We start from the raw sequence: 20,841 nt of genomic DNA on the forward strand, positions 1-20,841 counted from the left end.
GCGAAGCTGGCCTTGATGCCTTCGCGAGCAGGCTCGCTCCCACAATTCAAAACCCACAAGGAGCGGGCATGAACCCGATCAACAACAGAAGAGCATTCCTGCGTAGTTGCGCGGTATTGGGTGCGGTCGGCGCTGCGGGCATTCTGCTGCCCGGTTGCGAAAAAAAGGACAGCGGCGCTAAAAGCGCCGCCGTGATCAAGAGCCGCGCCGATCAGGTGGTGGACTTCAAATACCCCGACAACCCCTCATTCGATCTGGTCTATGTCGCCGACTCCCTCGGCTATTTCGAAGGCTCGCGGGCACGGCCCAAGTACATCGGCCGTATTGCCGCGCCCCAGATCATTCCATTGACCGGCACCGGCGAAATAGACTTCGGCGCGCGCATGGTACCGCTGGTGATTTCAGCCATCGCCAGTGGTCTTGACCTCAAGGTGGTGGCCGCCGGCGGCAAGACCCTGCAAGAGGCTCCGCACATGAAATACTTCGTGCGCGACGACTCCGGCATCGTCAAGCCCAAAGACCTGGAAGGCAAGACCGTAGGCTTCAACAGCTTTGGCGCCTGCGCCGAATTTGTCACCAAAAAATACCTGCGCGAGCAGGGCGTCAATGTCGACAAGATCAACTGGGTGGTGGTGCCGGACAACCAGGCCGAGCAGACCCTGGCCACCGGCAATATCGACATTGCAATCATTCATCCGCCATCGTCCGGCGGTGCCGAGCACAACCCGGCATTACGCAAGCTGTGGAGCGACTACGATCTGGATGGCGGATTGGGCGGCATGGCGCCCTACAGTGTGTATGGCAAGTTCAGCCGCGAGAACCCGGAGGCTACCCGCGACGTTGTAAACGCGATCGCCCGCGCGGCCAACTGGGTCAATGCCAACCCCGACGACGCGCGCAAAATCACCTCCGAGCGCATCGGCATGAAGCTCGAGTTGGTGGAGCGCTTTGCCTATGTCGATGACCTGGTAGTGACCGAGCCGCCGATTCAGTACTACATCGACATTCTTGAAAACGAAGGCAAGATCAAAAAAGGTTCGATAGGGGTCAAGGATGTCTACACCAACGACTTCAACCCGTTCGCCCGGGGGCATGCCTGATGCCGGAACACAAGATCGTCGCCCGTGACCTGAGCATGGAGTACCGGGCCTTGAATGATGCGGGGCGAGAGGAGCGGGTGCCCGTGCTGGAGGGGTTTGAACTGCAGGTACGCGAGGGCGAGTTCCTGTCCATCCTCGGGCCTTCGGGCTGCGGCAAGTCGACCTTTATGAATATCCTTGCAGGGCTTGCGCACAAGACCGGCGGCGACCTTCTGGTCGATGGCCGGCCCCTGCAGGGCATCAACCGTAACCAGGGTGTTGTGTTCCAGGGCTATGCATTGCTGCCCTGGCGCACGGTGCTCGACAACATTGCCGTGGGCCTGGAGATCCGCGGGGTGGCCAAGGCCCGGCGGCTGGAAACTGCCCGCGAATACCTGGAGCTGGTGGGCCTCAATGGCTTCGCCTCGCGCTACCCTCACGAGTTGTCCGGCGGCATGCGCCAGCGCGTAGCGATTGCCCGCTCGCTGGCCTACAACCCGGATGTGCTGCTGATGGACGAACCTTTCGCCGCCCTCGACGCGCAAACCCGCGAGACCCTGCAGAGTGAGTTGCTGCGCATTTGGGATACGCACAAAAAAACCATCGTGTTTATTACCCACAGCCTGGACGAGGCGATTTTCCTGTCGGACCGGGTGGCGGTGATGACCCAGCGCCCGGGGCGGATCAAGGAGATCTTCGACATCGACCTGCCGCGCCCGCGCCAGCCGGAATTGCGTAATACCCAGGCCTTTGTGCACTACCGCCAGCGTGCCTGGGAAGCCCTGCGCGACGAGGTCACAGACGTGGCCCGTGAGCCCGTTGCGGCGCCAGTGCCTCAGAACTGGCAGAGCATCGCGACCCTGGGTGGTTATCGGATTGGAGTGTAAACATGGGCTTTAAATTGACTTCACGACGGGTGATCGACAGCTCGGTGGGTATCCTCCTGTTCCTCGCCCTCTGGGAGGCCTTGCCGCAATTGGGCGTGGTCAACCCCGGCTACCTGAGCCCGCCATCGGCGGTGCTGGGTGCGGTGCTGGATCTGGCCAGCAGTGGCGATCTGATCAAGCACTTGCAGGCCAGCCTGTTTCGTTCCTTTGCCGGACTGCTGCTGGCGATTGCCTGCGGTGTCAGCCTGGGGTTGATAATGGGCTGGTTTGCACGGGTCGAACATGTGCTTGATCCGTTGTTGCAGTTCTTCCGCCAGACCTCGGCGCTGGCATTGTTTCCGGTGTTTATTCTGTTTCTGGGTATCGGTGAACTGTCGAAAATCGCGATCATTTTCTGGGCGTCGTTCTGGCCGATCCTGTTGAGTACCATCAGCGGCGTTAAGCAGGTCGACGGGTTGCTGATCAACTCGGCGCTGTCGATGGGCGCGAACCGCTGGTTTCTGTTTACCAAAATAGTGCTGCCGGCGGCGTCGCCGTCGATCTTTACCGGGATTCGTCTGGCGGGGGCGTATTGCATCACGGCACTGGTGGCCGCCGAGATGATTGGTGCTCATTCCGGGTTGGGCTTCCTCACGCTGAACTCCCAGGAGGTGTTCCAGATTCCCAGCATGTACGCAGGCATTTTGCTGCTGGCGGTGGTGGGTTTGCTGCTCAACTTTTTGCTGGCCTTGCTGGAACGGCGCTTTACCTACTGGCGCCGGGGCTTGCGCCACGGTGGTTAGGTGGCTGGCAGCAGTGGTGGTTGGCGCTGTGTCGCTGGTCGCCTGGCAATGGCCATTGGCACCGGGTGAGATGCCTCGTGGGCCGCTGTTGCAGGCAGCCGAACAGCGCCAGGTCTTGCGTGTGGGCGTACGCAGTTACCCACGGCCGAGCCTGGGGCAAGAGGCGCTGGTGGCTGAGCCGGATGAACTGGACAGTCAGTTGGCCGAGGCCCTGGGCGCTTACCTTGGACTGAAGGTGCAGTTGCAGGCATTGCCGCAGAGTGGCCCGTTGAGTGACGGCCACCTCGACCTGGTCATTGCCGGCAGTCTGAAACTGCCGGTCGAAGCTGACCGGGTGGCGAGCTTGCGGGATTTACCGGTGCAGTACCGTGCGGGAGCGTTGATTGGCTTGCGCAATGCTCCCGCCCGTCCTGTGCGCGGGCAAAGCGTATGCCTGGCGATGGGTAGCCCGTGGGCGCAAACCCTGCAGCAACAGGGCGCCGAGCTGCGCACTTATGTGTCGTCGATCCGTGCCGCGGTGGCGTTTATGGCGGGCGAGTGCAACCTGCTGGCTGAAGAGCGCAACAGCTTGCAGGCGCTGGCACAGGCACCGGACTGGCGCTTCTATGCGCTGTTACCGCAGACCTTGAAGGCAAGCAGCGACCTGCGGGTTTACCTGCCCGTAGTCGACAGGCAAAGCCGCGCGTTGATCAATGCGGCACTGCGCGACTGGCAGGCCCGTGGCGGCCAGACCCGTGCATGGGAGCTGCGCAGCAATGCGTTGCTGGTGGACAGCCTGAAAATAGGCGACGGGTTGGTGTGTCATTGAGCGATACCACGCCACGGTGGGAGCGGGCTTGCTCGCGATGCAAACGGTGAGGTCTGTCAGGCAAACCGCGTCGATGCCATCGCGAGCAAGCCCGCTCCCACAGGGTTTACTCCGCCACACCAATGCGCCATTGCGCCGGTGGCGGTGTGCCGTTCACCGCAAAATCCCCCACGATGCGACTCTTGTAGATACGCGGGTTATGCGACGACAGCGTGCGCGCATTGCGCCAGAAACGGTCCAGTCCCAAGGGCTTGAGGGTGGCCGATGCACTCAGTGCATCAAACAGATCGCCACTGGCCTTGATGATCAAGTCCGAGACTATGGTTTGCGACTGCGCCACTTCCAGTTCGGCAATATTCACGGCGTGGCTCAGGGCGTGTTCATCATCGCTCAAATGGGCCTGATGGACTCGCTCCAGCGCCTGGAAGTTCTGCGCTGCAATAGCGCCGGCGGCATAGGCCGCGCTGCGCAGGTTGCCCACCACTTGCAGCACTTGCGGGTCGTGGGCCACGCGCGGTGCATTGCCGCTGCTGAAGCTGCGGGTGCGCCTGGCCACATGCCCGGCAGTTTCGTCGGCCAGCGCGCGGCCAATCCCGGTCAGGGTTGCCGTGTGCACAGACTGGAAAAAAGCCGGTGAATAGCGAAAACGGTTTTCAGCCAGGATCACATTGAGCGGGTCCACCGGCACTTCGCGAAAATGCGCAGTACCACTGGCGGTCAGTGTCTGGCCAAAGCCATTCCAGTCGTCGATGATTTCCACCCCCGGATCATTGGTGCGCACCGTCACCGATACGCGCTGTTCATCCGGGTTGTTGGCGCTGACATCGACCCAGTCTGCATACAGCGCACCGGTGGTGTAGAACTTGCTGCCACTCAATTGCCAGTGGCCGCCGTGCAGGCTCAGGCGGGTGCCGAATTCAAGCTGTTTGGCATTGCCCACTTCGCCGGACGCCGGGCTGACGGTTTCGCCACGACCCAGGCGCTCCAGCCACACGCCCTGATACTCAGGGTCGCGGCTGTTAAGCAGGTTTTCACAAAAACCGAAGTGCCCGCGCAATGATTGCACCAGGTTTGAATCGGCCTCGGCCAGTTCGATCAGCAGGTTGAACAGTTCCGGCAGGCTGGCGCCGGCACCGCCATATTCCTTGGGCACACGCAGGGTGGTGAAGCCTGCCTCCTTGAGCCATTGCAACTCCTGGAGCGGCAAGCGCCGTTCCAGTTCGCGATCTACGGCTCCTTGACGAATCTGCGCAAAGACCGGCCGATAACGGGCCGCCAATGCTTCGTATCGCGCCGACGGGACGGCGCCCCAGGCAGAGTCAATTTGCGACATGTCGTGCTCCTTGGCGTTGAACGGATTACCAGCCGACGGCAAAGCGCAGGCCGGATACAGGTTGAGGGGCCGGTTCCGGCGCAGCGGCGCCGGGGATCGCCGCCAGCAGGCGACGGGTGTAGGGGTGCCGGGGTGAATGCCAGAGGGTTTGCGGGGTGGCCTGTTCGACGATTTGCCCTTGCTCCATCACCAGAATCCGGTCGGCGAAATAGCGCACTACCGACAGGTCGTGGGAGATAAACAGATAGGACAGGCCCAGCTCTTCGCGCAGCTCCACCAGCAGGTTGAGGATCTGCGCCTGGGTCGAAACATCCAGCGCCGACACCGGTTCGTCGCAGATCACCAGCCGCGGCTTGAGGATCAACGCCCGGGCAATGCCGATGCGTTGGCGCTGGCCACCGGAAAACTGATGGGGCAAGCGCGCCAGGCTGCTGCGCGCCAACCCCACGGCATCGAGCATTGCGAAGCGGGCCTGCTGGCGTTGGCCCGGGTCGGTCTGCCCGTGCAGGCGCTGCACACGATCGAGAATGCTCTCCACGCTGTGGCGCGGGTTAAGCGCCGCGTAGGGATCCTGAAAAATCATTTGCACCTGACGGCGCCAGCCCAGCAGCGACTCGTCCTTGAGGCTGGCGATATCGCGTCCGTCGAATTCGATTGTGCCACTGCGTGCGGGCAGTAAACGCAGCAGGGTGCGACTGAGGGTCGACTTGCCGCAACCCGACTCGCCCACCAGGCCCACGCTCTCGCGCTCGCCCACTTCAAGGCTGATGCGGTCAAGTACGGTGCTGTTGCCATAGCCGGTGGTCAGGTCGCTGACCTTGAGCAGCGCCGGGTTGCCCGTGGGTGCCCGAGGCTGGCGGCCCGGCGCGTAGAGGGTGGACTTGACGCCATAGCGGGTGGCCTGCTCCGGCTGGCGCTCGACATTGATTTCAGCCAGACGGTTACTCAAGTAATGCTGCTTATGTTCAGCCCCCAGCGACGCCTGCAGCAGGCCGCGACTGTAGGGGTGTTGCGGGTGCTCGATCAGGTCGCGGGTCGACCGGCTTTCCAGGGCGTGGCCATCGTGCATCACGATGACCCGGTCGGCGTGCTGGCCGACCACGCCCAGATCATGAGTAATCAGCAGCAGACCCATGCCCAGCTCGCCCCGCAAACGAGCCAGCAACTCAAGGATCTGCGCCTGCACGCTGACATCCAGCGCCGTGGTCGGCTCGTCGGCGATCAACAGTCGGGGCTGGCAGGCAATCGCCATGGCGATCACCACCCGCTGGCGCTGGCCGCCCGACAAGTGCTGTGGGTACTCACGCAAATGCGCTGCCGGGCGCGGCAATTGCACCAGGGCGAACAGTTCTTCGGCCCGCTGCCAGGCCTGGCGCCGGGTCAGGTCAGTGTGGGTCAGCAGGATTTCGCTGACTTGCTCACCCAGGGTGAGTACGGGGTTGAGGCTCGACAGCGGGTCCTGAAAGATCATGCCCTGTGCACTGCCCTGCAATTGGCGCCGTTGGCGGGGGGGCATGACCAGCAGGTCGCGGCCTTCGAACAAGACCTGACCGCCCAGCCGGGCGTTGTCCGGCAGCAGGGCCATCAGGGCCAGGGCCGTGGTGGATTTACCGCAGCCGGACTCACCCACCAGCGCCAGTGTCTCGCCGGCTTGCAGGGTGAAACTCAGGTCTTTGACGGCATCGGCGTTGTCGTAGCTCACGCGCAAACCGCGTACGTCCAGCAGGCTCATGGGATATACCGTCGCAGGCGAGGGTTGAGGGCGTCATTGAGACCGTCGCCCAGAAGGTTGAGGGCCAGCACCACGAAGATGATTGCCAGCCCCGGCAGGGCGGTGAGGTACCAGCCGCTGGCGATCTGCTCGCGGCCACTGCCGAGCATGGCGCCCCAACTGGCCTGATTCGGGTCGCTCATCCCCAGAAAGGCGAGCCCGGCTTCCACCAGAATCGCCTGGGCGATCAGGATCGAGGTGGTGACCACCAGCGGCGCGAGGGCGTTGGGCAGGATTTCGCGCAGGATAATCGCGCTGTTGCCGAAGCCCAGGCTGCGCGCGGCAGTCACAAAGTCGGCTTCACGCAGGGTACGGAACTCGGCGCGTACCAGGCGTGCCACCGTGGGCCATGAGGAGATACCGATCGCCAGCGCGATAACCCCCAGCGTCGGGTTGCCGATGGCCACGATCACGATCACCAGCAAAAAAGACGGCACGGTCTGGAACACTTCGCAGAGGCGCATCAGCACATCCCCCAGCTTGCCGCCGTGGTAGCCGGCCAGAGCCCCGACCAGCCCGCCGATCAGTACGCTGATCAGGGTGGCGCTGGCGGCAATCAGTAAAGACCCGCGGGCCCCGTGGGCGATCCCGGCAGCTACGTCGCGGCCCAGTGAGTCGCTGCCCAGAAAGTAGCCCGGATCGTCGCCGGGCCACAGCATCGGCATGGCGACCATATCCAGCGGGTCACCGGGGTAGAGCGTGCCCGCCAGCAGTGCCAGGGTCAGCACCAGTGCCAGCATGGTCGCGCCAATCAGCGCCGAGGGATTGCGCAACAGGGCCGTCCAGACGCTTTCGCTGTAGCCGGTCGGAGCGTTTGGCAGTACGGCAGTGGTCATGGGGCAGCTCCTTTTCAGTCGGCCTGGATGCGCGGGTCGAGCCAGGCTTGCAGCAGGTCGACGGCGATATTGATCACCACCACCAGCATCGATGACAGCAGCAGGATGCCCAGCAGCAGGTTGTAGTCACGGGACATCACCGCCTCGAGGGTGAGACGGCCCAGGCCGGGCCAGCCGAACAGGGTTTCGGTGACGGCGGCGCCGCCGAGCAGGGCGGCGAAATGCAGCCCGGCCAGGGTCGAAACCGGCAGCAGGGCATTGCGCAGCACATGCCGCGACACCACTCGCCATGGCGCCAGGCCCTTGGCCCGGGCGGTGCGCACGTAGTCCTGACGTTGCACTTCGAGCATCGCGGCACGGGTCAGGCGGGCATACAGGGCGATATAGAACGTGGCCAGCGCCAGCACTGGCAGCACGGCGTGCTGCAGGCGGTCGAGCAGCCAGGCCGTGCCGTGCAGATCGAGGCCCAGGGTCTGAAAACCGTTGCTGGGCAACCAGCCGAGCTTGACCGAAAACAGCAGCACCGCCATCAAGCCGATCCAGAACCCCGGCGTGGAATACAGCAGCAACACCGCCAGTGACAACACGCGGTCAGGCCAGCGACCGACCCAGGTGGCCATTGCCGTACCGGCGGCGATGCCGATGGCCAGCGCCAGCCCCAATGCGCCGACCATCAGCACCAGGGTATTGGGCAGGCGATCGAGTACCAGGTGGCTGACTGGCAGGTTGAAGCGTGGCGACAGGCCGAGGTCCAGATGGGCCAGTTGGCCGAGGTAGCGTTGCAATTGCTCCAGCAGGCTCAAGTCCAGGCCAAAATGGCTGCGCCACTGCAGCAGGGTTTCGGCACTGGCGCCGCCGGACTCACCGGCCAGCACATCCACGGCGTCACCGGGGATCAGCCGCAGCAGCAAAAAATTCAGCAACAGGATGCCGACTACGGTGGGGATGGCCTGCCACAAGGTGCGCCGTGACAGGCGCCACATTCTGCGCCGTTCAAGCATGGGCGCCTCCGGTGTCAGCCAGGCTGATATTGGCCAGGCTGCTGTCCAGGCCGTTGGCGTCATCTTCGAAACCGCTGACCCGGGCGTTGTACACCGAGACCTGTTGCTGCATGACCAGGGTGATCGAAGGCACTTCTTCAATCACGATCTTCTGGAACGCCTTGAACAGCTCGCCGCGTTTTTGTTCGTCGGTCTCTACCGCGGCGCTTTCCAGCAGGCGGTCGACTTCGGGATTGTTGTAGTGGGTGCCATTGGAAAACGGCACGCCCTGGCGAAAATTCTTCGACCAGAACAGGCGTTGCACACCTACCGTGGGGTCATACAGGGTGCCCATGCCGACCACGGCAAAGTCAAAGTCGCGGTCGGTGTAGATACGTTTGATATAGGTGGGAAAGTCCTGAGCGCGCAGTTTCACTTCGATGCCAATGCGTGCCAGGGCACTGCGCACATAGGTGGCAGTGCGGCTGTAGCTGTCGCCGTAGGGCAGCGGGTCGAGGGTCAGGCTGAAACGCCAGGTGCCTTTTTTTACCAACCCGGCCTTGTCCAGCAATGCATTGGCTGCCTCGGTGTCGAAGGGATACGGGTTGGGGCCCTCGTAGACGTAGTTGGCGAAGCTTTTCGGGATCGGTGAATAGCTGGCTTCGGCGTAGCCGTAGTACACCACCTTGCGGATCACTTCGCGGTCCAGGGCATGGGCAATTGCCTGGCGCACCTCGAGGCGAGACAACAGCGGGTTATCGAGGTTGAACTCGAGCATGGTCGGGGTAATGGTGTAGCGATAGCCGCGGGTAGTGGCTTTTAAACGGCCGGATTTGGTCAGGCGCTCCAGCTCGCTTAGCGGCACCGGGCTTTGCCCGCCTGCATCCAGCGTGCCGTTTTCAAACGCGGCCAGGCGCGCGGCACCGTCGGGGATGACTTTGAGAATCAGCGTATCGACAACCGTTGCCGCCGGGTCCCAGTAGTTCGGGTTGCGTTCGTACTCGATAAAACTGCCGCGCTCCCAGCGCTTGAAACGGAAGGGGCCGGTGCCCACCGGGGCGTTGTTGTGCAGATTGCTCAGCGGGTCGCCCGAGGCATACAGGTGCTTGGGCAGGATCGGCGTTTCACCGCCGGCAAAACCGCGAATCAAGTACGGCGCCGGCTTGCTCAAATGAACGATGGCAGTGTGGTCGTCGGGGGTATCGACCCGCTCCAGGTTGGCAAAGGTACTGGAACCCCGGGGGTGAAAACGCTTGATCAGGTCCAGGGAGAACGCCACGTCGGCCGAGGTGAACGGCTCGCCGTCATGCCATTTGACCCCTTCGCGCAGGGTGAAGCGGTAGCTCAAGCCATCGGGCGCGGCCTCCCAGGCGGTGGCCAGTGCAGGGCGGGCATTGAGGGCTTCATCGTAAGTCAGCAGCCCCTCCAGCACCTTGCTGCTGGCGGTGACGCTGGTACCGGCGGTGGTGTTGAAAGAGCTCAGTGATGGCGGCTCGGGATTGATCAGCAAGTTGAACACCCGGCGTCCGCTGACGGCCTGCCCCGTGGCATCGGCCAGGGCAGTGGGCAGGAACGGCACGCTGGCGCCGAGCGCGGACAGGGCAGACAGGCCAACAACAAATTGACGACGGGTAAAGGGCATGGCGGTCTTCCTGGGGTGGGTTAGCGGCGCAGGCCGGCCTGGCGCAAAAGGGGCAACACGCGCTCGCCAAACTGTTCAAGGTCGGGGGCAAAGTCGAAGAAGCTCAGTTGCAAGCCGTCGATACCGGCCTCTTTGAGGCGGATGATGTCGCGCACCACGGTCTCGGGGCTGCCGACCAGCTGGATATTGCCGCCCACATAACGCTCGGCCGGTTGATGGCCGCGCCAGGCATGGGCATCACTGGCTTCACGGGCATGGCCCTCCAGTGCACCGGGGTCACCTGCGGCCGTGATCGCGGCGTGGACTTCCCAGGCTTCGGCATCGCTGTCGCGGCAAATCACCAGCGGGTTGATCAGGGTGCGCACCTGACGGCCATAGTCACGGGCGGCGTGTTTGATGCGCTGCAAATGCTCGGGCAGTTTCTCCAGCGCGTTTTCGATCTCGGCACTGCCGGGGCTGGTGGTGAACACAATGTCGGAATGCCGTGCCGCGAAGTCGATACCGGCGGGTGAGCCGGTGGCGTTGACCAGCACCGGACGGCCAAAGGACGGTTTGACGCTGACATAGGCCTCTTCGAGCTTGTAATGATCGCCGCTGAAATCGACGTTGTCCGGGCTGTGCCACAGTTCCTGCACCACGCGGATAAATTCGTCGGCCTGGCGGTAGCGCTGATCGTGCTCGATGGGGGCCTGACCGAAGCGCCGGTGTTCGCGATGACGATGCCCGGTCACCAGGTTCAGGCCCCAGCGGCCCTTGCTGATATGGTCAAGGGTGGCGCCGAACTTGGCCAGGTGCAGTGGATGCCAGGGGCCATAGAGCACATGCAGGGTAGAGATCAGCAGGATGCGCGAGGTTACCGACGCCAGCGCTGCCTGAGTGATAAAGGCATCCAGCGACTCGTCGTGGTAACGGATATCGCCCCCGTAGCCGCCTTTGCCCAACCATTCAGCGAGGGCAAACACCAGGTCAAAACCCAACTCTTCGGCGCGCAGGGTCAACTGGCGGTTGTAGTCAAAGGTCCAGGTGGTACTGCGTGGCAGCGCCGAAGGGCTCCAGCCACCGGACTGCACCGGCAGGAACAGGCCCAGAAACAACGGTTGTTCAAAGGCACGGGACAGCGGGCTTTGAGGAAAATCCAGAGGGGAGGGCTGACGTGACAAGGCGAAGGCTCCAGGCAGGGGATAGGAAAACGCGGGCTATTCCTGCACTTGCGCAGGGCTGGTCAGCAGGTAGGCGACGGCTTCGCTGTTGTGCGGGTTGCGGTACCGGTGGGGCCGTTCGGCGCGAAACAGGATCGAGTCGCCAGCGTGCAGCACAACCAGTTCGTCATTGATTTTCAGCTCCAGAGTGCCCTCGGCCACCAGCAGGTGGTTTTGCACGCCATGGGGGTTGCCGGGCACTCTTTCCTCGGCCTGGGGCCCCAGGCGCAGCTCGTTGAACGTCACCAGGGGGGCGGCGTGCTCAGGGGGCAGGGCGCGGCGTATAACCATGCCGGCGCCGTCGGGGTCGAGGAACTCGGCGATGGACACTTTCAGTGCGGCGGCGACTTTGCTCAGCACCTTGACCGAGGGGAAGCTGCGGCCCGCTTCGATCTGCGCAATCATCGCGCGGCGCACACCACTGGCATGGGCCAGTGCTTCCAGGGACAACTGGCGCTTGTCGCGCAAGCGCTGCAGGTTGTGGCTGATACGTTTGGCGACAGGATCGTCGCCCTGTGGATCACGCTCGGGCAAGCTGAAGGGAACGCTGCCGCTGCTGTCGAGAAAACCGGTAGGGATATTCATGGGCGTGAACCTGCAAGTGAGGTGAATGCAGGTGAATTGTCAGGGCCATGGGGGCGACGGCTCATGATGATTCCTTTTCATGCGGTCCGAAAAGTCATGAGATTACCGAGGGTTTTTTAGATCCATAAATAATTAATTCCGACGTTTAAAGACCCGTTTTGAATAAGAGCTACCCTGACAAAACCGCTCTATGGTTATGCCCCGTTGGGCGTTGACCGCCAGAACACGGCTGACTACTGTTTGCGCCACTTGATTTCACGATCACCACGCAGGGAGTCAGCATGAGCGACATTCAATACCGCAACCTGGGCCGCAACGGCGTGAAGGTTTCACCCATTACTCTGGGCACCATGATGTTCGGCGGGCAGACCCCGGACGACGTCGCCCGGCGCATCACCGACCGCGCTTTCGAGCAGGGCATCAACTCCATCGACACCGCCAACGGCTACAACGACGGTGCCTCGGAAGCCGTGGTGGGCCGTTTGATCGGTGATCGTCGTCAGCACTGGGTACTGGCCACCAAGTTCGTCAATCCCAACCCGGGCGGCAGCGGGCCGAACAACAGCGGAGCCTCGCGCCAGAACGTGATTGCCTCGGTGGACGCCAGCCTCAAGCGCCTCAATACCGACTATATCGACCTGTTCTACCTGCACCGCGAAGACCACGACACCCCGGTGGACGAAACCCTGCGCGCGCTGGATGACGTGATCCGGGCGGGCAAGATTCGTGGCTACGGCTTGTCCAACCACCGCGGCTGGAAACTTGCCGAATTCAGCCGCAGCGCCGACCTGCTGGGCATCCAGCGTCCGAGCGTGAGCCAGCCGCTGTACAACCTGGCCAACCGTCAGATCGAAGTCGAGCACCTGCCGGCGGCGGAGCATTACGGCATTGGCGTGATCTCTTACAGTCCGCTGGCGCGCGGTGTGCTCACCGGAAAATACGACCCCGATCAGGCCCCTGGCCAGGACACCCGCGCCGGGCGCAACGACCCGCGCCTGCAGCAAACCGAATGGCGCCCCGAGTCCCTCAACCTGGCCCAGCGCATTCGTGACTATGCCGAAGGGCAAGGCATTACCGCAGGCCAGTTCGCTTTGGCCTGGGTGCTGAATAACCAGCTGATCACCTCGGCCATTGCCGGGCCGCGAACTGAGCAGCAATGGGAAGACTATGTGCCAGCGTTGAACTACAGGTTCACCGCGCAGGACGAAGCCTTTATCAATGATCTGGTGGTCACCGGGCACTCGACGACACCGGGCTACAACGACCCGAGCCATCCGTTTTTCGGACGCAAGTCGCGGGTGTGAAACCCCGGCTGTCAGATATAAAAACGCCTTCGGGCGTTTTTTTGTGAGCGCGATAAATCCGCCCTCAGCCCAGACCCTTGGGGCTGCGGATTTTAAATAAAACTAATTATTTACCACCTTTGCCCTCGACTTGAGCCATAGCCTTTTTGCTCCATTTCGTTAAACAGGCCAGGCGCCATGACCCATGTGCATCACCACACACCGTCACTGACGGCGGTTGACCCCAGGGGCTTGAGTGTACGCAGGGTGCAATACCACCGTCTGAGTACACAGCAGAGCCCCCGGGCGCGGATTCACGAAACTGTCTTTGGCGCCACCGGTTTTGTACTCGGGCAGTGGGACCCACGATTGGGGGCGTTGCGTCGTCATGGGGCCACAGTCGCGGCCAATCAACGCCAGATTTCCAGCCTTTCAGGGCTGGCGTTGCGCACTGACAGTGTCGATAGCGGATGGCACATCACTCTGTTTGGCGTCGCGCAGCAGATGCGCAAAACCTGGAACGGGCGCGGGCATCAGCAGTGTTTTGACTACGATGCCCAGTCCAGGCTTGTGGCCGTTCATGAACAGCGCAGTGATGAGCCCCACGGCCGATGTCTTGAGCGTTTTACCTACGGGGCGGCCGATGCAGCGGACAGGGCGCGGAACCGATGCGGCCGTCTGGTCCGCCATGATGACCCGGCTGGCAGCGTCATCAACGAACATTACGATTTGACCGGCGAGGCAAACAGCCAGTCGCGGCGTTTCTGCCAGGCCCCTGAAGCGCTCGACTGGCCTGAGCCGCAAGCGTGGCGCGATCGACAATTGGAGGCTCGGCATTACCTGACGGCCTGGCATCGCAATGCGCTGGGTGAACTGCTCGGGCTGCGTGATGCCAGGGGCAACCGGCAGCGCCTGGAATATAACGTTGCAGGGGAACAGGTAGGTGTTGTCCTGCTTACGGCAGGTGGCAAGTCAAAACTGTTGGTGGATGAGCTGGTCTACAACGCCGCCGGGCAAGTGACGAGCGAGCGGGCAGGCAACGGTGTTGTCACCCGGGCTACTTACGCTGACGATGATGGCAGTTTGCGACGGTTGCAGGCCAGTCGCGGGGGGGCACAGGGTGGCATCTTGCAGGATCTGACCTACACCTACGACCGGGTAGGCAATGTGACCCATGTGGTGGATGGCGCTCAACCGACCACCTGGGCCAGCAACGCGATGATCCAGGCTTCGAGCACTTTTACCTACGACACCCTCTACCAACTGGTCAAAGCCAGCGGACGAGAAAATGCGCGCCACCCCGGTGGCGCCAGTACCCCTGCGGCGGTGCTCTTTGACACGACGGACACGCAGCAGTGGCGCAACTACACGCGGCACTATCAGTACGATGCCGGCGCCAACCTGGTACAGATGCAGCATGTACCTTCTGCCGGCCAGGGCTACACCCGGCGTATGTCCGTGTCACAAACCAGTAACCGCAGCCAGATGATTGAGCCCGGTTCTCTGCTGGCTTCAGGCGAGGCGTTTGATGCCTGTGGCAATCAACGGGTCTTGGTGCGTGGTCAGGCCCTGGAGTGGAATGTGCGCAATCAACTGTGCCGTGTCACCAGCGTGCAGCGCACCAACGGTGAGAATGATGAAGAAGCCTACGTCTACGACGGTCAGGGGCAGCGGGTTTTCAAGCGTAGAACGACCCGGGCCGCAAACCTCACCCATGTGGATGAAGTGCGTTATTTGCCAGGGCTGGAGCTGCGCCTCAACCGGGCCACGGGAGAGCGCTCAAGTGCCTTGACGCTGCAAGCAGGCCGCACCGGGGTGCGTTTACTTGCCTGGGAGCAGGGGTTGCCCGATGGGGTCGAGAATGAGCATGTGCGCTTCAGCCTTTGCGATCACCTGGGCAGCGGCGTACTGGAGCTTGATGAGCGCGCGGCACTGCTCAGCCAGGAGGGTTTTTACCCGTTCGGGGCGACGGCATGGTGGGCGGCGAAAAGCGCGCTTGAAGCCACATTCAAGACCCTGCGTTACTCGGGCAAGGAACGCGATGCGTCCGGGCTTTACTACTACGGTTTGCGTTATTACGCGGCCTGGCTCCAGCGTTGGATCAGTGCAGACCCGGCAGGGACCATCGACGGCTTGAATGTTTATGCCATGGTCGGTAACAACCCGATAAATCGGATAGATCCTGATGGGCGGGAAGAAGATCTACCCCAACGCTATCGGGTCGTTGCCGGTCTGAGCCTGATCGTCATTTTTACCGCCCTTGGCTATGCCTTGGGCTGGCTGTTTAATGCTGCTCAAGCCGTTGCAGGACTGGGGGCAGTGGCAGGCTCGGCACTCTTTGCCTTGAACCGGTATCTGGATTTGGCCGAGGCGCAACAGCCAGCACCAGGCCTCAGGGATGCGCAGGAATATGAGCTGGCGCAAAGCGTCACGGAAAAAGCCCTGGAGTTTGCCCGGGACATGGCGCTGAGCCCTGAAGAAACAGTCAAGCTGGTCAACTTTTTTTACAGCCAGCACAGTCAGGTTCTGCAGAGCACAGGTGTGGCGTTGGCGGTTTACCCCACCGTGCGTGGTGACCTATACGGATATGTCGTGGGCGTCGAGTATCGGGAGCGTTTGCGCGCTGTAGTGGCATCAGGGCGGCCACCCACCCGTGAGCTGAGGCATCTTGGCGTTCGCAGTCTGTTGCTTCGTGCACACCGGGAACCACAGGCCGCAGGCCCGTCGAGCGCCACGGGGACACCCGAGGCAACGGCCATGACCCGATTGCCCGGTAAAAGCGCGGCCGCAAAAAAACAGCCCCTGCAAAGCGCGAGGCCGGTCGCCGCTGCGCTCCCGCCCCCCCGTTCGCCTGCCGCCCTGACGATCGATGATTCAGCGGTGACACCTTTGCCAGCGGGCTCTGCGGGTATCAGTATTGCCCTGACCTTAAGCCATTTGCGCGAGGGGCGTTTGCGGTCGATTAACTGGCACCCCCATAGCGATCGATTAATGTCCGCTGACCTTATTGGCTATAACAACAGCCGCAGGCGAGGCGCCTGGCGCCTGATGTTCGAGCGCACGGGGAGCGCTGCCTACCGCGTTGTGGGGATACGAAATCCGCACTGAGGCACATACCCTTTTGAGTCGGGTGCTGTGTTTGCCGGCAGCGGGGCTGGCCAGTTGGTTCAACTCGGTTCCTTCAGGCAGTACCGGCTTGGCACCTCGCCCAGCACCCGGCGAAAAACGCTGGTGAAAGCGCTCGGGCTGCTATAGCCCAGATCGGTCGCCACTTGCGTAACGGCCTCGCCATGGCCAAGGCGCACCACCGCTGCCAACAGGCAGGCTTGCTGGCGCCATTCGACAAAACTGATGCCGGTTTGCTGGCGAAACAGGCGGGTAAAGGTACGGCGGCTCATGCCAACCTGCCGGGCCATATCATCAATCCCGATATCCAGCGACGGCTGCTCCAGCAGTGTGCGGCAGGCCCGCGCCAGCCTGGGCTCACCCGGTAGCGGCGCATTGAGCGAAAGGGGTGGCATCTCGGCTATTTCGTGGAGCAGCAGATTCATCAGCAGCCCCTCTCTGCGGGTTTCGTCATAGAGCGCCGGAATATCCGTGGCCTGGATCAATAACTGGTGCAGCAGCGGCGATATGCCGAAAACCTGACAATGCGCCGGCAGCCCAAGGCGCACAGACGCGGGCTCGCGGATATAGGTGTTAAGCAGGGTCACCGGGCCGTTCATGCTCATTTCGTGGGGCACCCCCGCCGGTACCCAAATGGCCCGTTGCGGCGGTACCACCCAGTTGCCCTGGTCGGTAAACACCGTGATGACACCGCAGGCGGCATAGGCAAACTGCCCGCGGTTATGCCTGTGCAGGGCAAAGCGCTGCCCGTCGGCATAGTCAATGGCCGTGACCACAGCGTCGCGGGGGATATTTTCGCAGGTGTCGGATTCAAATTCGCCCATGGCCCGAATTTAATGATCTTTGACCTGATAGTGCAAGCGGGCCGATACGGCAAGTGTGCATAGTGGCATTTTGGTTGGTGCATGACGCCGCCCGCCTTGCCACTGGAAGCCCCCCACCTATGCAAAAGAAACATCTGATCCTGGCCGTGCTGGTGACGGCCGTTTGGGGGCTGAACTTCCCCATCACTAAACTGGGCCTGGCAGCTATCGATCCGCTGTTGCTAACAGCGCTGCGTTTTACCCTTGCGGCGTTGCCGTGGGTATTTTTCGTCAAACGGCCGCCGATTGCCATCAAGTGGCTGGCTGCTTATGGCTTGATTTTTGGAGTAGCCATGTGGGCCCTGATCAATCTGGGTATTGAATGGGGCGTGCCCCCAGGAACCGCTGCGCTGCTGATCCAGTTCAGTGCTTTTTTCACCCTGGGCTGGGGGGTATTGCTGTTTCGCGAGCGTCTGGGCTTCGGCCAGATACTGGGGATGGGGCTGGCACTGTTGGGGCTGATCAGCATCATTGTGGCCAGCCCCGGCCGGGGCACGACCCTGGGTTATGGCTTGTTGCTGATCAGTGCCCTGAGCTGGAGTATCGGCAACGTCATTATCAAACAGTCGAAAGTGCGGGAGATGTTCGCCTTTGTGGTGTGGGCCAGTGTGTTTGCGCCGCTGCCGCTGTTGGCTCTTACCTGGCTTGCCCACGGATCTGCGCCTTTTACCTCTTTAGTCACCCACTTTGAGTGGGTGGCGTTGTTTTCCCTGTTGTTTCAGGTCTACGCGGCGACGCATTTCTGTTACTGGGGCTGGAATCTGTTACTTCGCGAGTACCCGGTATCCAGGGTGGCGCCGCTGTCCCTGCTGATTCCGGTTTTCGGGATCGCAGGTTCGATGCTGATGCTGGGGCACAAGGTTGGGTTCAATGAAGGGCTTGCGATTGTGCTGATATTGGCGGCGCTGGCAGTGGGGTTTGTAAAAGGGCCGGGGCTTAGTCCGAGATTTCAGTTACCGGGATGGCCTGGTCGTCAGAAGTCTGCGCGGCGCTTTTCTTCTCTCGACGATCGTTGATCCATTTGCCGACCTGTGCCGGGAACTCGGCGGGTGATTTACGGCCGACCTTTCGGGCAAGATCAAGAATGGTTTGTTGGGCCAGGGCCTCTTCCATGCGTTTTTGTGCCGTCATCATCGCCGCGTGAACCGAACAGTGGCCGTCCAGCGCCCAGGCAGGCGGCGAGCCTTCGAAGAGTGCGCAGCGGCCACGAATTTCCCGGCAATCGAAAATAAGCTTTTGGCCGTCGATAGCGTTGACGATATCGAGAATGCTGATTTCGTCAGCAGGCCTGGCCAGTTTGAATCCGCCGCGCACGCCTTCGGTGGCCACGACCAGTTTGGCCTTGGCCAGCTTGGTGAAGATCTTCGCCAGATAGTCCTGAGGCACGCCTTGCAACTCTGCAAGATCACGCACGCTCGCCTCACGGCTTTCGCCGCCATCGCCTACCAAAAAGAGCAGGCAGTGAATGCCGTACTCAACGCCCGCGCTGTAAAGAGACATCAAAATCTCCGACTGAATTAGTCGCATATTTTAGCAGTGATCAGTCAGGCGAGCAACGCTCCTTGGGCGTGACAGCAGTGGCATGAACCACAAATAAAGATTGCTCTCTGCAACTGCGACTAATATAGTCGCCGTTATTGAGGTTCGGTGGTGATCGTCATTCGGGGTTGCTTTGCTCGGGCTTCTCATCAGGGGATAAAAAATGAAACAGCAGATTCTGATTATTGGCGCAGGCTTCGGTGGCATGTGGACCGCTTTGAGTGCAACGCGGCTGTTGGATATTCACGGCCACAACCAAGTCGAAGTGAACGTATTGGCCCCTCAGGCCGAGCTGCGCATACGCCCGCGTTTTTACGAGCCTGAAGCGCACCGGCTGGTCGCGCCCATTGGCGAACTGCTCGACGCGGTAGGTGTCACCTTTATCAAGGGCGCTGCAGAGACCATCGACGTGCAGCAAAAACATGTGGTTTACACCGATGCTGCAGGCGCCAGACAAATTCATCACTACGACAAACTGGTCCTGGCTACTGGCAGCGGCCTTGCGCTGCCTGACACCCAAGGTGTGGCGCAATATGCCTTCGACGTGGACCAGATCGAGCAAGCCATACGCCTGGAAAACCACCTCAAATCCCTGGCAGAACTACCACCAAGCCGTGGTCGCAACACGGTGGTTGTGGCGGGCGGAGGCTTCACCGGCATTGAAACGGCAACCGAAATGCCGGCCCGTCTGCGCGCCATACTGGGCGAGCATGCAGACATGGAAGTGATCATCGTGGATCGGGGTGAAAAAGTCGGGGCTTCACTGGGCGCCGAAATCAGCCAGTCGATCGCCGAAGCCAGCGATGAGCTGGGGGTGACCTGGCGCTTGAAATCGTCTGTGGTAGCCGTCGACGAGCAAGGCGTAACCCTGGGTGATGGTCAACGAATCGAAGCGAAAACAGTGATCTGGACCACCGGTGTACGGGCCAGCTCGCTGACGGCGCAAATCCCGGGGGAGCGTGATGGGCTTGGGCGTCTGCATGTGGACGCGCACCTTCAAGTCATAGGCCAGCAAGACATCTTCGCCACCGGCGACGTGGCTTATGCCGCCACGGATGACCTGGGCAACCATGCGCTGATGACCTGCCAGCACGCCATCGTCCTGGGGCGCCACGCGGGCAATAACGTTGCCGCGCAGATACTGGGCGTAGCCCCGGTTGCCTACAGCCAGCCCAAGTACGTTACCTGCCTGGACCTGGGTGGCTGGGGAGCGGTCTACACCGAAGGTTGGGATCGCCAGGTCAAGTTGACCCGCCAGGAAGGCAAATCGTTGAAGACACAGATCAATACGGTGTGGATCTACCCGCCGGCTGCCGACCGCGATGTAGCCTGGGCGGCAGCGGACCCATTGATACCGATTGCCTGAAATATCAGGGTGCTTAACCCTGCGCGCTTTCGGTGGTCGGGCGCAGGATATCGCGGCACCCCAGCTCGTGGCTGATATCCATGCGCCGATGGGCAATACGCCAGCCGTCTGATGTTGAAACCCAGCGATCCTGATATTCGGCCAGCGATTCATAGGTCAAGCCTTGCATACTGCCGGCGCCGCGATGGGCGGCCCGCACATACACGCGGCTCACGATTGTTGAATCGCTGGACTCGACCAACAGATTGCCGAGCAAGTGCTGCGAAGGCCCGCAGCCCTCAAGGTGCACACGAATCATGGCCACAATCGGCCCGCGACCTTGAAGCTGATGCAAACCGCCATAGTCGGCAGTCGCCTCCTTGAGGAACACATCATCCATGGCAGCCCAGTCGCGCTGATCACAAGCCCGTGCATAGCGAGAAAGGACTGCATTGAGCTCGCGCTCAAGCAGCAATTGTTTGATGTCCATCTTGTCCCCTCTATTTCAGTCTGCCGGTTGGGTTGGCGCTGAGCTGATGCTCGGCCTGACTGGGGGAGGGGCTCATCGTTCGTTTGGACTATTTGTGGGGGGGTGAGGGGATCGGCTTAATGGCATTGGATTGCGTGGGGTTGTTGAGTTTCAGGTACAAAAAAAGACGTCTTGGGAAGTCTTTTTTTGTGGATTTGGTGGGCCGGGATAATTTGAATTTGTTCTGTAAGCTATTGATTTGTAACATTAATAACTATTTTAATATTTAGTTTGAATACCAATTGGAATATTAC

The 20,841-nt window shown here is 61.5% G+C and carries 18 protein-coding genes; 8 read left to right on the top strand and 10 right to left on the bottom strand.

Annotated features, from left to right (window positions below; all coding sequences use genetic code 11):
* The first annotated feature begins 68 nt into the window (after nt 1-68).
* Genes PPTH39_RS22140 through PPTH39_RS22155 form a run of 4 tightly spaced genes read left to right on the top strand, consistent with a single transcriptional unit; the run spans nt 69 to nt 3,556 of the window.
* The gene (locus PPTH39_RS22140) at nt 69-1,100 is read left to right on the top strand and encodes an ABC transporter substrate-binding protein (protein ID WP_095002509.1); all 1,032 of its coding nucleotides are present in this window, start codon (nt 69-71) and stop codon (nt 1,098-1,100) included.
* Nucleotides 1,100-1,966: an ABC transporter ATP-binding protein gene (locus tag PPTH39_RS22145; protein ID WP_130872485.1), complete on the top strand. Its 867-nt coding sequence runs from the start codon at nt 1,100-1,102 to the stop codon at nt 1,964-1,966. Before PPTH39_RS22140 ends, PPTH39_RS22145 begins: the two co-directional genes overlap by 1 nt.
* Nucleotides 1,967-1,968: 2 nt before the next feature.
* A complete protein-coding gene (locus tag PPTH39_RS22150) occupies nt 1,969-2,748 on the top strand; it encodes an ABC transporter permease (RefSeq protein WP_095025630.1) in 780 nt (259 codons plus the stop codon).
* A 28-nt stretch (nt 2,749-2,776) separates the two neighbouring features.
* Nucleotides 2,777-3,556: a type 2 periplasmic-binding domain-containing protein gene (locus PPTH39_RS22155; protein ID WP_232527686.1), complete on the top strand. Its 780-nt coding sequence runs from the start codon at nt 2,777-2,779 to the stop codon at nt 3,554-3,556.
* 106 nt (nt 3,557-3,662) lie between these two features.
* On the opposite strand, the gene PPTH39_RS22160 is transcribed toward PPTH39_RS22155, so the two are convergent.
* The 7 genes from PPTH39_RS22160 to PPTH39_RS22190 are packed head-to-tail and all read right to left on the bottom strand — an operon-like array spanning nt 3,663 to nt 11,902.
* Complete coding sequence (locus PPTH39_RS22160) at nt 3,663-4,889, bottom strand: acyl-CoA dehydrogenase family protein (RefSeq protein WP_130872486.1); 1,227 nt, start codon at nt 4,887-4,889, stop codon at nt 3,663-3,665.
* 25 nt (nt 4,890-4,914) lie between these two features.
* A complete protein-coding gene (locus tag PPTH39_RS22165) occupies nt 4,915-6,621 on the bottom strand; it encodes a dipeptide ABC transporter ATP-binding protein (RefSeq protein ID WP_095024406.1) in 1,707 nt (568 codons plus the stop codon).
* Nucleotides 6,618-7,496 (bottom strand): ABC transporter permease, encoded by an 879-nt coding sequence (locus tag PPTH39_RS22170; protein ID WP_095002515.1) that lies wholly within the window; start codon nt 7,494-7,496, stop codon nt 6,618-6,620. The genes PPTH39_RS22165 and PPTH39_RS22170 overlap by 4 nt, the downstream gene beginning before the upstream one ends.
* A gap of 14 nt (nt 7,497-7,510) precedes the next feature.
* The gene (locus tag PPTH39_RS22175) at nt 7,511-8,497 is read right to left on the bottom strand and encodes an ABC transporter permease (RefSeq protein ID WP_095002516.1); all 987 of its coding nucleotides are present in this window, start codon (nt 8,495-8,497) and stop codon (nt 7,511-7,513) included.
* Complete coding sequence (locus PPTH39_RS22180; protein ID WP_130872487.1) at nt 8,490-10,118, bottom strand: ABC transporter substrate-binding protein; 1,629 nt, start codon at nt 10,116-10,118, stop codon at nt 8,490-8,492. Before PPTH39_RS22180 ends, PPTH39_RS22175 begins: the two co-directional genes overlap by 8 nt.
* Before the next feature lie 20 nt (nt 10,119-10,138).
* Complete coding sequence (locus PPTH39_RS22185; RefSeq protein ID WP_130872488.1) at nt 10,139-11,278, bottom strand: LLM class flavin-dependent oxidoreductase; 1,140 nt, start codon at nt 11,276-11,278, stop codon at nt 10,139-10,141.
* Between the two features lie 36 nt (nt 11,279-11,314).
* The gene (locus PPTH39_RS22190; protein WP_095020666.1) at nt 11,315-11,902 is read right to left on the bottom strand and encodes a helix-turn-helix domain-containing protein; all 588 of its coding nucleotides are present in this window, start codon (nt 11,900-11,902) and stop codon (nt 11,315-11,317) included.
* A 281-nt stretch (nt 11,903-12,183) separates the two neighbouring features.
* Here PPTH39_RS22190 and PPTH39_RS22195 point away from each other — a divergent pair, with 281 nt between their 5' ends.
* Both PPTH39_RS22195 and PPTH39_RS22200 read left to right on the top strand, forming a co-directional pair.
* Nucleotides 12,184-13,206, top strand: a complete 1,023-nt coding sequence (locus PPTH39_RS22195) for an aldo/keto reductase (RefSeq protein ID WP_153328213.1) — start codon at nt 12,184-12,186, stop codon at nt 13,204-13,206.
* A 177-nt stretch (nt 13,207-13,383) separates the two neighbouring features.
* Nucleotides 13,384-16,293: an RHS repeat domain-containing protein gene (locus PPTH39_RS22200; RefSeq protein WP_130872489.1), complete on the top strand. Its 2,910-nt coding sequence runs from the start codon at nt 13,384-13,386 to the stop codon at nt 16,291-16,293.
* Between the two features lie 59 nt (nt 16,294-16,352).
* Here PPTH39_RS22200 and PPTH39_RS22205 read toward each other — a convergent pair whose 3' ends face one another.
* Entirely contained in the window at nt 16,353-17,135 is a 783-nt protein-coding gene (locus PPTH39_RS22205; RefSeq protein WP_095025623.1) for an AraC family transcriptional regulator, read from the bottom strand.
* Nucleotides 17,136-17,254: 119 nt separating this feature from the next.
* Between PPTH39_RS22205 and PPTH39_RS22210 the strand changes: the two genes are divergently transcribed.
* Complete coding sequence (locus PPTH39_RS22210) at nt 17,255-18,190, top strand: EamA family transporter (protein WP_130872490.1); 936 nt, start codon at nt 17,255-17,257, stop codon at nt 18,188-18,190.
* Here PPTH39_RS22210 and PPTH39_RS22215 read toward each other — a convergent pair.
* A complete protein-coding gene (locus PPTH39_RS22215) occupies nt 18,111-18,674 on the bottom strand; it encodes an RrF2 family transcriptional regulator (protein WP_095002523.1) in 564 nt (187 codons plus the stop codon). The two genes, PPTH39_RS22210 and PPTH39_RS22215, sit on opposite strands and share 80 nt — an antisense overlap.
* A 202-nt stretch (nt 18,675-18,876) precedes the next feature.
* Between PPTH39_RS22215 and PPTH39_RS22220 the strand changes: the two genes are divergently transcribed.
* Nucleotides 18,877-20,079 carry an NAD(P)/FAD-dependent oxidoreductase gene (locus PPTH39_RS22220; protein WP_130872491.1) on the top strand — a complete coding sequence of 401 codons (1,203 nt, stop codon included), beginning with the start codon at nt 18,877-18,879 and terminating at the stop codon, nt 20,077-20,079.
* Between the two features lie 13 nt (nt 20,080-20,092).
* Here the strand turns inward: PPTH39_RS22220 and PPTH39_RS22225 are convergent, their stop codons facing one another.
* Nucleotides 20,093-20,548, bottom strand: a complete 456-nt coding sequence (locus PPTH39_RS22225; RefSeq protein ID WP_130872492.1) for a nuclear transport factor 2 family protein — start codon at nt 20,546-20,548, stop codon at nt 20,093-20,095.
* Nucleotides 20,549-20,841: the final 293 nt, after the last annotated feature.

This window comes from Pseudomonas bubulae (assembly GCF_900618535.1).
GTDB lineage: Bacteria > Pseudomonadota > Gammaproteobacteria > Pseudomonadales > Pseudomonadaceae > Aquipseudomonas > Aquipseudomonas bubulae.